8 protein-coding genes are annotated in these 13,882 nt (G+C 57.5%); all 8 read right to left on the reverse strand.

Going from position 1 to position 13,882, the window contains the following annotated elements:
- Positions 1–322: 322 nt before the first annotated feature.
- Positions 323–2,578 (reverse strand): hypothetical protein, encoded by a 2,256-nt coding sequence (locus tag XI06_RS24765; protein ID WP_271606681.1) that lies wholly within the window; start codon positions 2,576–2,578, stop codon positions 323–325.
- Between the two features lie 1,331 nt (positions 2,579–3,909).
- Complete coding sequence (locus XI06_RS24770; protein ID WP_271606682.1) at positions 3,910–5,247, reverse strand: glutamine synthetase; 1,338 nt, start codon at positions 5,245–5,247, stop codon at positions 3,910–3,912.
- The gene (locus XI06_RS24775; protein WP_271606683.1) at positions 5,247–6,533 is read right to left on the reverse strand and encodes an ATP-grasp domain-containing protein; all 1,287 of its coding nucleotides are present in this window, start codon (positions 6,531–6,533) and stop codon (positions 5,247–5,249) included. The genes XI06_RS24770 and XI06_RS24775 overlap by 1 nt, the downstream gene beginning before the upstream one ends.
- A complete protein-coding gene (locus tag XI06_RS24780; RefSeq protein ID WP_271606684.1) occupies positions 6,530–7,432 on the reverse strand; it encodes a DMT family transporter in 903 nt (300 codons plus the stop codon). The genes XI06_RS24775 and XI06_RS24780 overlap by 4 nt, the downstream gene beginning before the upstream one ends.
- Before the next feature lie 129 nt (positions 7,433–7,561).
- Positions 7,562–8,347, reverse strand: a complete 786-nt coding sequence (locus tag XI06_RS24785) for a gamma-glutamyl-gamma-aminobutyrate hydrolase family protein (protein WP_271606685.1) — start codon at positions 8,345–8,347, stop codon at positions 7,562–7,564.
- A gap of 29 nt (positions 8,348–8,376) precedes the next feature.
- Entirely contained in the window at positions 8,377–9,435 is a 1,059-nt protein-coding gene (gene rtxC / locus XI06_RS24790; protein ID WP_271606686.1) for a dhydrorhizobitoxine desaturase, read from the reverse strand.
- A gap of 31 nt (positions 9,436–9,466) precedes the next feature.
- Entirely contained in the window at positions 9,467–11,944 is a 2,478-nt protein-coding gene (locus XI06_RS24795; protein WP_271606687.1) for a 2-aminoethylphosphonate--pyruvate transaminase, read from the reverse strand.
- A gap of 1,065 nt (positions 11,945–13,009) precedes the next feature.
- Entirely contained in the window at positions 13,010–13,282 is a 273-nt protein-coding gene (locus tag XI06_RS24800; RefSeq protein ID WP_271606688.1) for a hypothetical protein, read from the reverse strand.
- Between the last annotated feature and the right edge of the window lie 600 nt (positions 13,283–13,882).

Genomic DNA, 13,882 nt, shown 5'->3' on the forward strand with positions numbered 1-13,882 from the left:
CCTGAACAAACGCAAGTATGATTTTACAAGTTCATCAGTCGAGCCCACTTTTCGCGCAAGGTGGCTAATGCTTGCAGCCGCTATTCCCGCTTCAGGAGGGCTCGTCTTGTCCACGCCTTTGATTTCCGTCGTTGACGACGACGCCTCAGTCTCTGGCGAACGCTCGCCTCTCCAACACAGCTCAATCCGGCTTCTTAACTCAGGAGTTGGAGCCTGGAGGCCAAAGTGCGGTTCATTCGGCCACTGGATCCGGATGCGAAGAAGACCAATGCCGTACCACAAGCGGCACTCTATCGAGGCGCTTAACTAGTCTCGTATCGAGTCACCTGCGTGCCCCGCGCTCCGTTCCGGCCAAAGGATACCCTGGATAGCCGCTAAAAGCGGAACCTAACAAGGACTTGCAGAACGCAGGCGTGAGCTTGCCGCGGTGGATCACGACGTCTTCGTGACCCGTTGCAGCTCGAGCGTTCTGCCAGAGGCGATTGTAGCCGCGCTGTTCGTTGGATTTCACGTGGCAAGCGGCGAATTCGGCGTCATCCAATGTCGTTAACTGCCACGCATAGACCCGCCGCTTCGTATGGATGTGCACCCACATCGGATTCACCGTACCATTGCGCAGTGGCGTAGGCTGCAGCTTGAGCTCGAATAGCGTTCCTGGCTCACCCTTCAGCGCGCGCGGTGACTCCAAGGGAGCCAACTCCTCGGCCGCCTGCAACCGTTCGAGGTACTTCTGCGAGGGAAACGCATAGGTCTTCATGCAATCGATCTCGATCGAAGCCTTTTGCGCCTTCGCAGTACGTGCCTGCCCCTTAACCTCCGACAACATCGCCTTGAGGCGGACTATTTTTTTTTGCACTTCGGGCACTTGGATAGGCGGGAGTAGGCCGCGTCGGCGAGGTTCGTCCAGCGCGGTTACACAGGCCTCAATCTCCGCGGATTGGCTCTGCAGCCGCTCAACCACGGTGTCCACGACGTGCTCGGCATCTTCGGGCTTCATGTGGCGCGCTTGCGAAACGGCTCTTTGCTCACTGCGCAGATCGAATTGCAAGAGTTCGTCCAATCGCGCGAGCAGGCGCGTCAGTGTCTCCGCCGATGGCGGGGCCTGCCATATTGCCAAGTGTTCTCTCGCGGACGATGACATCCTCGTATGCGCCTCCTCCGGGCTCGCGAGTTTCTTCGTGCCCAGATCCGAGAGCACAATAACCTTGGTGGTTCGCGTCGTATCGGCGTCGGGCCTAGCGAGCTGCGGCTCGGGCTGCCCGGCTGCCGAACTCCCCGCACCTCCGGCCTGCCTGCGCTTGCCCTTCCCTTTCCTTCGCGCTGGACTGCCTTCGGCCGCCGGGTCGTTGCCGGCAGCGTCGGCCGGTAACGCAAGGCCAGCCTCCGTTGGCGGTGCAATGATGGCTGGTGTCTTCGGCTGCACTGCTAGCAGGCGCATGACCTCATGGGCCGTGACCCACGATCCTTCCACGATCTGATCCAACAGATCCAACGGAAGCTCGGGACTTGCTCCCTTATTCCTTAGCTCGGCAACCATGTTGGGCAGCGCCGACGCAAATTCCGATAGCCGCTCCATGACCCCTTCCAGAACGGCGCAGTGCTCTGCGTCGAGGGCTTGTCCTTTGCTGTTCAGAACAGCGTCGCCCGTTGAGAGGAATGCCGGAACAACATCGCCGATGAAGGTTCCGAGTAGACGTGCTCGACCGTTCTCACCCAAGAGGATTTGCCTGACGGCCGGGTCGAGCGTGCTCGCGTGCGACTCAATCATGACCCGCGCGAGAAGGACTTGCGATTGCAGATGCACGCACCTCGTATTCAGTGCCCAACCGGTATGCAGCCGTAGTGTCGCCTGTTCGGCCTGTCGCATTTCGGCCGTTGCACTTGGCAAGCTGGCCGTGGCTGCGCAGACGGACTGCATCCGTTCAGAGCGCAACGCCTTCTTTTCCCACCACTCCGTGCAGGCCAAATAGTGTTTCGCCACACTCGAAGCCGCTCGAAACAACTGGTCGGGCGGAGCATTGGATTGGCGCATCCGCTCGAGTATCTTTCCCGCATTCTCCCTACTCTTCTCCAAGGCGTAGATAGTCGGTGCGGCCAGCGCGTTGCATTCGTTCCCCGCATCCAGAGTCCGGTCACGAATTCGACGAGCCTGCTCTTCGGACAGAATGCTGCGCGCCACATCTGGAGACAGGCTCGCGTAGTAGTCCAGAACTGCTGCGCCTGCTTTGACAACCTGATCGATCAGCTCTTGCGCCTCAGACGAGCTCTGAGCGCCCGTGGCAGCACTGTGGCAAGCATCAAGTTCCTCAAGCAGGCCGTCCATATTTTGTTTCGCTGCGTTGATCCCCTCACCGCTTGAGGAAGTGGGGACTGCCACACCCGAACCTGAGGGCAGGCTCGCGAGCGTCGCCATGCTATCTTCAGACGCTAAGCGCATCCGCTCCACGACGGAGTTGAACACTTGGTGGCCTTCCGCAGGGACAAACTTTGGCTCCGAATGCGCACTGCTCGATACCGACGTAGTGTCGGCTCCCGCAGCCCCAACGTGCGGTTCGCCAGGTCGGCCAATGCCCGTCATGTTCCATCTCCCATACGGTCAACAATGCGCAGCGTCCCTGGATAGGCCACCTGGCTGACGGTTGGCTGACGAAGGATGCTCTCCGAATGCACAACCCTGCCGTCCGAGTTCCTATTCATGGAAGCTGTTGTGGTGCTGAGGCACAATAGAGGATGACCCATAAGGTGCGGGATAGTCGATTGTAGCGCCGGTCCGCATTCCGCTGCCTCGCCGTGACCAGTATGGAAATGTGCGCTGCCAGAAATAGCCTTGCCAAAGTCATTCCCGAATACCGAAAGCCGTCGAGCATGGCGAACCGCAGGGTCGATTGCCAGGCTTCGGCAGCAGCAAAGCTCTTATTAACCGGGAGGAGATGCTATTGTTCGACCAAAGAGTTTCGGATCCAACTATGCGTAGATCTGGCTCGATGTGGAACGTTCCGTCAACTCGACCTCTTCTTCGCGCGTTCGAGTGAGGAGAATCTACGTTGCGCAAGTCCTTTTCAGAATAGGACCTCGCCGAGGATGCTGCCCAGTTAAGCGCACTTAGAATACGGTCATAAAAATAGCGCAGTGAGCGTGCCAAGCACACCGAGCGCCAATCCGATATCGGCGAACTACCGTTAGCCCGTCTCGAAACAGCAGAAAGCGTGAGAATCGGTTCCACCACCAAGATTGCTCCGACCTTGAGCGTCGATCTACAGGATGCATGCACATGACCCGAGGCTGGCGGCATGGGCCCGACCACGACCTCGGTCCGGATCAAGGTCACCTCTCAAGGATGTGAAACCGGAGGTGACGCGGGGCTCTTCAATATCGTTTAGGAGATCGGCGCGAAGACGATCCACTTCGGTGACAGCTGAGACCAAGTGATCAAACTTGGAAAATGGTTCGACTCCACGACGATAGAGGGACTTCCCTCCTGCTCAAGGACGTCGGCAGTGCGCCCGGCTATGCCGAATACCTCGACGCCAGCGGCGACCCTACTCATCTGGAATATGAAAATATGCGCCCGCGGCTCTTTTGATGATTGACGCTTGACATCTATTTGAGCCGCGTGCCGCGACGCCGCGGCTTCCAAATTTTGGACAATGCGCTGGCGCCGGCCTCGAGCATCCTCGGGGCGACGAGGTTGGGATCGAACTGTAGATATAATCTAGCATCCCAACGGAGCAATCGCGGTTGCTGCCACAGAGCAGATAACAGCAGACCTCCTCAACGTTCCCGAGGTCCTCACTTAACGAGTAACGCACATTTGCTCTGTATGAAGTCCAACATCAGCGGAACAGGCAGCCGCAATAGTGTGGCCGGCAAGCGAGAGGAATGAAGTTCAGAACTGTCGAAGAGCTCAAGCTAAATGATCTCGAAGTATCTCCGACGTTCAAAGTCGGTGACCCGATGTTGAACGGCTTCCCACTCCCAACGGCGCGAGCAAGAAAACGCTTCAACAAACCTTTCTCCGAAGACATCACTTGCCGCCGCAGACTCTGCAAACCGAGACGTTGCCTCTGATAGGCTTTGAGGCAGTCTCGCGGACGGCCGACACATTTCCGCGCTTGCATCACCGACGATCGAAGCCGGCAGTGCCGGACCTGTCTCGACACCCAATATTCCCGAACCAATCGCACTTGCGAGCGCGAGATATGGGTTCAGGTCTGCGCCAGGCAGCCTATACTCCAGGCGATGGGCAGATGGCTCTCCCGGAATGGCGCGAATTGCGCAGGAGCGGTTGTCAACTCCCCAGCTTGGACAGATTGGTGCCCAGCAGCCAGGTACCAATCTCTTGTAGCTGTTGAAGTTCGGCGCAGCGAGCACACAGAACTCATTCATGTATTCTAGTTGTCCGGCGATGAATTGCCTCATAAGCTTCGAGACGTTGCCGAACGCATCACTGTCGTAAAACGCATTCTGACTATCCGAGGACATCGAGATGTGAATATGCCCGGACTGGCCGGGCCATTCCTCGGAAACCTTGGCCATAAATGTAGCCATCATGCCTCGCGTTTGCGCCCAGGCCTTTATCATCGACTTGAATATGGTTGCCCGATCGGCAGCTTCCAGCGCATCACAATGACGAAGTGACGCTTCGACCACGCCAGGTCCCGTTTCAAAGTGCAGTCCGCTGAGAGGTATTCTAGCCTTCTCACAAAGCGCCAAGATCTCATCAAACAGCTCATGTTGCGCGACAGAGCGCGCAATCGAGTAGCCGAACGGGCCGCGAGTTAAAGGAGCCCACTCGCCGAACGGCTTTTCTTCAATCGTGTCTGCGTTCTCCTTAAACAGCATGAATTCAAACTCGAACCCGGCAGTGCAGTCGTATCCGTGTTCAGCAGCCCTTCGCAGGACCTTACGCAGAATACCGCGCGGGCAGACGTCCTCATGTGCGCCCGTGAACTCCGCGAGGTAGAGATATTGATCGCCAAGATGAGACACCGAACGGCCGGTGCCTGACAGAATACGCAGGTCAGCATCTCCGAACGCTGATAGCGGCTTTTGCGTGAAACTGGCCGGAATGACCCGGTCCGTACAATCCCACGCCAGCACCGCTTCAGAGAACTTGATAACTTTATCTCCATCCGAGAGATCTTCACCCAAGACGTGTTTGCCTCGCAGAACGCCATCGAAGTCGCTTGCGCCGACCATCGCCACGCGGGCTGGATTCGCTCCGGTCAACCTGGGATCTGTCGGCATTAGTCGCGGTCCTGCATCACTAAATCGAACACCTGGTCCATTCGTATTGCTCGCAACTTGCGATAGTCACTCTCAAGCTGAGTCAAGTCGCTATTCACGAGATAAACGATGCCTGGTGTTGACGCCAAGTCGATCGTGGGAACTAGCTCTTGACCAATCGGAACAAATGCAATGGCATCCGCGAAGCTTGGGAGCTTGCGGATTGCTTCGAGTCCCGGGTAACCGGCAACGACACCGCCCATATCTGAGATCAGCGAGACGCAAAGTGCGTGAGCCTGCCGCTTGTAGGGCCCGCGCAGCCTCATATATTCACCAAAGCCGTTGGGATCTGCGTAGCGCCAGGCCGTCAGGGTCAAATGGTTGTGCCCCAACGCCATCGTTCGTGCTTTTGCCGACATGGTCCCTTGAAGCCTCGCTCCGAAGTCCACCAGGACCGGTCCCCGATGATCGACGATGATCTCAGCATGAGCCGGCCCGTCGACGATCTGTAGTGCCTGCAACGCACGCTCCAAGTAGTCTGACAGTTCCTGAACGATTGGTTCGCTGCCCTCCAACAATCTCTCAAGTGAGCAGACCGATGACGCCCCCTCAATTGGAACCGTGTCATATGTCCAGGCCTCCGTAACGAAGGCTTCCCCGTCCATCGATACGGCATTGACCGTGTATTGCTGGCCATTTATTTTTTCTTGGCCGAGGGCAAAACGATTCAATGCTCCGACACGGTTCGTCTTCCCGACAATTGCGCCAAGAGCCCGCTGAATATCAGCATCTGTCGAGCAAAAGAATACATCCTCGGTACCCGTACTGTTCAGAGGCTTGATCACGATCTGATCGAACTTCGCTTCGCGCTTCCAGCTCGCGATCTCTACAGGACTGTCGGACACGACTTGCCTGATCGATCGCACGCCTGCAGAGGTGAGCGCGCAAGACAATCGCGCTTTGTCACGCCGAGCAGCGGATAGCGCGGTCCCATTTGATGGTAAGCCCAGCCGCTCCGACAAAGAATCGGCGAGTTCAACTCCGGTCTCGCAGCCCGCGATAACGAACTCCAATTCCCGGCCATGGAGAGCCTGAAGATGATATTCAACGATCTCGTCATACCCCATGCGCTCCCTGGGGCGAATGACTTCACCATACAGATCCGCATTGAAATGCGATTGGAATATGGGCGGAATCTGTGCAGCCGACATCACATGCACCGTTCCAATTCCATAGCGCTTGAACTCTTCCGGTAGGTATCGGCCGGTAGAGTATGCGTCTACGATTACACAATTCCGTTCTTTCATGCGGATCTCCGATACTGCAAGTAGATGTTGCCGACAGCAACAGCCGTAATGAGAACATTTCCAACGAACGTGTGTGACGAAGGCACGATGCGAGAATCGAAGTACTGGAACAGGAAGGTGATGATAGGGGCGGTGGACAGGACCATGTTGACGGTGAAGGGCTCTACGCGCCGAATGCCCTGCTGGATCAAGAGCAAAGGAATAAGGATCGTCGACAGCCCAATTGCTGCGATCGCAAACCAATGCTGCGAGATCTCAGGCAAGATAGATGAATGATCGACTAGTCCCAGCAGCAAGAGAATCGTTCCATAAAAGCGATGCGCCAGGACTTGTCGGCCGGAAAACCCACGATCGAAGAGCAGTTTGACAAGTATATTTGTAAGGGCCAGCGATAGGCCGGCCACGATGGCCAAGACGATGCCAAAGGACGATCGAGCCCCCCACTCCACGCCTGCGTTGCCGCAGGCCGAGATCCAAATCATGTAAGTTCCGATCGTTGCGATCGTAACGCTCACGACAATATCGGATGCTGGAGGGGCACCCTGGCGCCTGATCAGTGCATTCAACCACGCTGTTGCGGTGGGCCCCAGCGCCACCATGAAGGCGACGACGATCGCGGGTTCTGCGTATTTCAATCCGATAAATAAGCCGATCCAGCTGATTGCTGTCACGACATTGAGCGCGACAAAGACCAGGAGCGACCATTTCGTCACCGTTGCCCCGCCTCCCCCGTGGCGAGCCAGGAGATTGAACATCAGACAAACCACAGCGAAGGAGAGCAGGAGCGCGACGAACACATCCGCTTGCTGAAAATACGACGCCGCATAAACCTCGCCTGCCGCGCTCAGGACGACGTAAAGCGCCACAAAGAAAACTCCCAGAGCGAAGCGATTCGCCAATCGTCCAGTCTTCCTGTGCCCGCGAGGCGACGCACGGCCCTCGCAGGACCCGACGCGTGCGTTGGCTCCGAGGAAATGTCCTTTCGAGGTGCACGGACCACGTTTGGTTCGAAATGTCACAATCCGCCTCTAGTTCTTCTTCGTTCGGTAGTATCCAACACACGCCTCTCCAAATGCCTTGAACAGTTGCTTGCTGAGGAGATCGGTTGAGACGTGCCATTCGGGGTGCCATTGCACACCGATTTGCAGGGTCGGGGCGCCAATGACCGAAGCCGCCTCGACCAAACCGTCAGCCGCCCACGCCTCCCGCCTCAGCGCCGGCGCAAGCGCCTCGATGCCTTGATTGTGCAGCGAGTTGACTTGCGCTTCGATCGCGCCCGCGATTGGAAAGAGCGCGCCATCGGAACATATGCTGACGCTGTGCGCGGCGTCGTACTGACGGTCTCTTGAACGATCTGGCTTCTCGGCATGCATCGCGCCACTTTCCGGCCTCCACTCCGCAAGCGATGAGCGGAGCGTGCCGCCGAAATAGACGTTGAGTTCCTGAAGCCCACGGCAGATGCCCAGAATTGGCATTCCGAGCGCGATGGCGCTCTCTATAGTTACGGCAGAGAGCCTGTCCCGCGGAAGGTCAAGGATCCCAACCTCAACGTCTTGCCGGTCATCCTCCGCCAAGGACGCAGGCGCTCTCAGGACGGCGGGGTCGATGTTCGATTCATCACCTGTCAACACCAAGCCGTCGAGCCGGCGCATGATCGCCGGGGCCACCTCCTCCCTCGCATCTTCGGCGTCCACCGTCGGCAATATGACGCAAGCCACTCCCGCATGACGATGAAGTGCCTGCAAGTACTTGCGCCGCAACCAGTCGCGATGCACACCATCGACCAGAAGACGGTTCGAAGTGACGCCGACCACGGCTCGGGTGCTCTCTGGCCCTAGCAACGTCACGCGACCTGCCCTCGCGCGCGAATCTCGGCAACGGACTGCTCATACAAGCGTCGATTTCGCTCCTTCAACTGAGCTATGACACTAGGTTGACCTTGAGGCCCCTTGACGAAGAGCCCGCCCCAGGTCGCGGCAACCTTCGCATAGTTCGGATCCTGCATTCGGATTTTTTGAGCTTTGCGCAACAACCAAAACGGGACACCCGGCGAAAGGTGATGCTCAAGGTGGTACTCATCCAAATTCTGCCCGAGGATGGCCCGCTCGAGGAAATTTCCTTTCCGATTCCGGGTGAGATAGACGTTCTGCGTCTCGGTTTCGCACATAGGTGAGTGCTCAGCGAGCTCGATAAACCAGCCGAGGACCTGAAACGTGGTGAGATAGGGCACGATCCAGAACAGGACGACGATATGGAGCAGCCCAACAGCATATGACCCGGCCAGGATGCTGATCCAGAAGAGATAGAAGCCATACTTGTCGACAAGTATGCCTGAGCGGCTCAGATCCTCGACATCTGTGACCGAAAATCGATTCGTCCAAAGGTACTTCAGATACGCCACTGTCGCGCCGCCGAAGATCGGCTTCCAGATCATGTTGAAAGCATACCGCTCCGGAGGCTGCACCTCGTAAACGCCGCTGGCCAGGAAGAACTTCAGGTCGGGGTCCTTGTCCGGGTCTCCAAGATAGGGGTGATGCAAATAGACGTGCGAAATCCGGTAGGCCCAGTGGCGCTGGAACAAGGGATAGGAAGCGAACAGAATGCCCAGGACGTAGTTCCAGGTCGTGTTCTTCGCGAGCGTGCGGTGAGCCGCATCATGAGCGATGGTTGTCAATCCGCGCTGATAGGCACCAATTAGAAGGACGGCCAGCGGGTAGAGCCACCATGAGACCCACACAGTCGCGAGCGTGCACGCAGTGATGATAGCGTAATCTTTGGCAATATATACGGCTCCCGTTATGTTGTCGGGCCTCAGCTCGGAGAGCTGCCTATTGATCTCTCGGCTGAATTGAACGGCCTCATAACGTGATGACCTCAATTTCCAAGCGTCTGCCTGATTCATGAGAACCTCCTCCTGATCGCCTTGCAGGTTGTCAGATTGCGGAAAGCGCCTTGTCCAGATCGCGCAGGATGTCGTTGACATCTTCGATGCCGACGCAAAGCCGGATCGAGCCGCCAAATATGCCGGCAGCTTCGCGCTTTTCCCGCGGGACGGTGGTGTGGGTCGTCGAGACAGGATGGGTCACCAGCGTGCGGGCATCGCCTACATTCGAAACGTGATACATCAAGTCGACGTTCTGAATGAACTTGCGCCCGGCTTGTTCGTCCTCCACTTCGAACATGACCATCGCCCCGTGGCCGTATGCAGCACTGAGTGTCTGTTCGACGATTTCTCGATCGGCGCCTTCAAAGAGCCCCGGGTAGAACACACGGCGTACTTTTGGATGCTCCTTGAGAACGTCGGCCACGATCCTGGCATTCGCGCAGTGCTGCTTCATGCGAAGTGGCAGCGTTTCAAGCCCTTGTATCAGTTGAAAGCTCGCAAACGGAGCGATGGCCGCGCCGGTATCGCGCAACCAGGTCATGCGAGCTTTGAGAAGAAACTCGCTCTTTCCCAGATCGTCGACATCGCGCACCGCGTTATGCCAAACAATTCCGCCATGCGCATCGTCGGGGCGGTTGAACAAGGGAAAGCGAGAGGCTCCCCGGTAGCTAAACTCGCCGTTGTCAACGATCAGTCCACCGAGCGTCGTGCCATGGCCGCATATATATTTCGTTGCGGAGTACGTCGTAATGGCAGCGCCGAGATCTGACGGCCGGCATACCAGTGGCGTCGTCGTATTGTCTACGACCAAAGGCACGCCGTACTTTCGGCCGATCTCGGCCAGCTGTTTGACGGGGAGCGGGATCAGACAAGGATTCGAAATCACCTCTCCGAACAGGCATATCGTGCGATCATCAATGGCACGTTCAAACGTCTCTGGCCTTTGAGGATCGGCCGTCCTCACGCTGATTCCAAGACGCTTTAAGGTGTTGTGGAGCAGGTTCCAAGTATTGCCATATAGATACGGAGAGGCGACGACATTGTCCCCCACTTCGCCACTTGACAGGTTGACGATTGCAAGGAACGTCGCTGCTTGACCTGACGCAACGGCGAGCGCGTCCCTTCCCATATCGACGGCGGCGTAGCGCCTTTCCAGCGCGCGCGTCGTTGGATTGATGATCCTTGTGTAGGTGAACCCATCGGCCTTTACGTTGTAGACGTCGGCAATGTGGTTTAGATCGCCATCGAGTTCATAAGCTGTATTCTGGTAAATCGGCACCGCGACGGCTTTCGTTGCTACGTCACGTCGATAGCCCGCATGTAGAACAGCAGTTTCGGCTGAAAACGGCAGCTGCCGGTCCCCAGCCGCTCGCGCCGGCATCTTTACGCGAGCCCCGCATGACTCTTGGGCCGACATCGGCGCCGCTGACCGAGCCTGACCTGACCGGAAATATGTACGAAAAGCGCAGCCTAACTGCTCGATCCAGCTGGATTGGATTTCCCCAATACAACCGACGCGGAAGCTCCGCGTCGCAAGATGCAGCTTCGAGTAGACGTAAAGGTTGTGGGCCGCCAAGTGGCGATACAGCCCATCGAATCCTGCTTGGTCCACGATTCCGGATGGCGCACTGAACGCGACGCAGACCGGCGACTGCAACTCCGTGGGCAGCAGCGGAGACACCACACCTTCGAGTTCTTCTATGAGATCGTCCCTGACCTTCTCATACCTGCAGCGCCTGGCATCAATGCCCTCCTCGCGTAGAATCTCCAGGGCCTTTGTCGTTGCCTGAACGATGTGTGTGGGTGGGGTCGATCGCCACTCACCCGTGCGCTCGAGCGAGAGCCATTGATCTCTAACGTCGAGCACAAACGACCTCGGTTCTTGAACCGCATTCTCCAGCAGCTCGCGAGACGCGATGACAAACGCTACTCCCGGCGGCCCCTCTATGCACTTGTTGCTCGAGGTGACCAGGACGTCAGGTCCACGCTGGCGCAGATCAATATTAAGGGCGCCGAAAGAACTCATCCCATCGATAATGGTCTTTACACCCCGTCGCCTCGCCTCCTCCACGATCGCGTCCAGCGGATTGACGATTCCGGTTGTCGTCTCACAATGCACGAAACACAGGTGCGTAACGCCAGGATTTCGGCTCAGATGCTCGCCAATTTCTTGCGGATCCAAAGGATCGGTCGCTCGCTTAACAAGCCTCAGTGCTTCGACGCCCCACAGGCGCAAAATCTGTAAAATGCGCTCGCCATAGATGCCGTTTATGCAAACAAGCGGCCTGTCCCCTCGGGACACAAATGAAGAGAGAGCGGCTTCCATTGCAAAAGAGCCGCCTCCCTGAATAGGCACCACCGAATAGTCTTCAGCGTTTCCCAGCAAGCTGAGCATCAGCCGCCTCATGCAGGCGGTCACTTCCTTGAACTCGCAATCGCGCGACGCGAGATCAAGCAGCATCCGGCTTTTGACTGCCAGCGATAACGACAATGGACCAGGCGTCAGCAAAGAGCGCTGTCTTGTCAAACGATTCCTCCTCAAGTTGTATTGGTCAATGGATCTGGAGTATGCCCGCCCCACCAGGGAGACCCTGTGGCGAGCGTCGACTTCTTCGGTCAAACGCCATAGATCGCGGCCGCGCTTCGGGTCGGCCTCCGAAAAGCCTGCCGCATGACAAACCTCCATATCTCAACGCAGATGCAAAGCGATCTTTGCAAAGCTCCTCACCGATAACCATTCAAGCCTCCCAGAAATTGGCTCTGCGACCGCGCCCTCGAACGCAATTGGCCCCGACGCGCGCTCTAATCTAGCCGTCACGCATGCGCAGATTTGAGCGCGGCTGCCTTCTTGCGTCACGAAGCGGCAGGTTGGCCGACCGACTTACGTGTAAACCTGCGCCATTCAGGCAAACTTGACGTTGGAAAACGATGCAGTCGGATCATCGCGCTCGGATGCAGATCAAGGCATGGCACACTTGATCATCGTCGTTCGCAGCGGGAGTCTGATGCGTGGGCTCAAGACTTGGTGCATTCGCACTCCGTCGCTCGTTGAAGAGTTTGTGACGCCGACGACCGCCGTTGTCCATTTCGAGATCGTACAACTTGACGTTAGGGGCGTTTCAACCCTCTCGCGGGATTTTCTCGCGTGAATTTTTCCTGACGTACTCCCATCTGGCGGCGACAAGCCGACGTAGGCAGCAGAGTGCGGAGATTCACAGCGAGCTAGAGTGAGAGTTCGACATTAGGACCATCGGCATTTCGCCTGCAAGCGCGATACTTGCAGGTAAGTGATGACCCAATCTTCCGATCACGTACGATCCTCGCCATGCCCCCAGATGGAGGTACCGAGCTTCTCCGCCGTGCAGGCGAGATCCTCCTGGCTGCTGGTGCCTGGAAAATGTACGCGCTCGTCGCACCTGACTGCCGGTATCACGTCGTTGCGCTTCAATGGAGCGGCCTTCGTCGAGTCCGGCTTGAAGACAATTGGGAGGCCTTGGATCGCTGGCCGTTTAGCAACGATCAGTTCGACACCTTTCGGCCAGTCGCCGTGAAGCAGAACATGTCGTCCTGCTTAGGACTACGTCGAGCCGACTCAAGGTGATGGCACGTGTCCCTCTCTGCGAGCAATCGCTAAGCTGGCAGCATCGAGGCGATCTGGTTGGACGGATTGCACCTCCGAGCCGTCCTGTTCGCGTTGGCTCCTCTGCAGCGCTTGCTCGTTGATGGCGAGCTCGCGTTCGACGCGGTGTACCGCGCGGTCGAACAGGTTGACGGTGGACCAGAGCGGATCATCAAGACATCGTCCTTGCCGCTTGTCATGGATGAACTCCCTTGCCTTTTCGGCCGCGCCCCTCACCGGCTTCATGGCAGGATGGCTAAGGATCGCGGCTGCTTTGTCTTGCGATGCGAAGGCGCGGCGCGTACGCGAGCCGCATCGGCTGACGAGCGGCGGGCCAAAAGGAAGCAAGCTCCCCGAAAGCTGGCGGGTCGCGACAGGAGGGAGTCGGGGTCGACTGCTAGGTTCGGATTGGTCAATATACTGGAGCAAGCGCCCGCTCGCCGGATGCGGCCAGGCGAGGAAAACCGGGGTCCCACCCTCATACTGCTGCGCGAAAAATCAAAGCCGGCCGAGACGCTGCCTGGTTGGCTTAACGGGAGCTCGGCGTCGCTGGCCGCACGCGTAGCAAGAAGCGCTAAGCGAAACTCAACCGACTGGGAGTCGGAAGTCCTCTCTGGCCTTTGTTATCGTCGTAGATTCTCATCTGGAGAAGGATCTCCTCCGCTCCCGCTCATGCTCAATCTCTGCTCGCGTACTCGGTCTCGGATTGCCCGTCACTTCGAGCACGTAACCGGAAGCGGGCACTCGAGGAGTGGGTGCGACGATTTTGTTCCTTTAAAGCGAAAAGTCCGATCGCAGCCCAGCCCGAGCCGAATCGTCTTTGGCCGGGCCCGCAGGATATTTGAT

Source organism: Bradyrhizobium sp. CCBAU 11434, assembly GCF_028128895.1.
Lineage (GTDB): Bacteria > Pseudomonadota > Alphaproteobacteria > Rhizobiales > Xanthobacteraceae > Bradyrhizobium > Bradyrhizobium zhengyangense.

Coding starts and splice junctions, on each gene's coding strand:
- XI06_RS24765 (WP_271606681.1), bottom strand. CDS start 2,578: ATGACGGGCATTGGCCGACCTGGCGAACCGCACGTTGGGGCTGCGGGA.
- XI06_RS24770 (WP_271606682.1), bottom strand. CDS start 5,247: ATGCCGACAGATCCCAGGTTGACCGGAGCGAATCCAGCCCGCGTGGCG.
- XI06_RS24775 (WP_271606683.1), bottom strand. CDS start 6,533: ATGAAAGAACGGAATTGTGTAATCGTAGACGCATACTCTACCGGCCGA.
- rtxC (WP_271606686.1), bottom strand. CDS start 9,435: ATGAATCAGGCAGACGCTTGGAAATTGAGGTCATCACGTTATGAGGCC.
- XI06_RS24800 (WP_271606688.1), bottom strand. CDS start 13,282: ATGAAGCCGGTGAGGGGCGCGGCCGAAAAGGCAAGGGAGTTCATCCAT.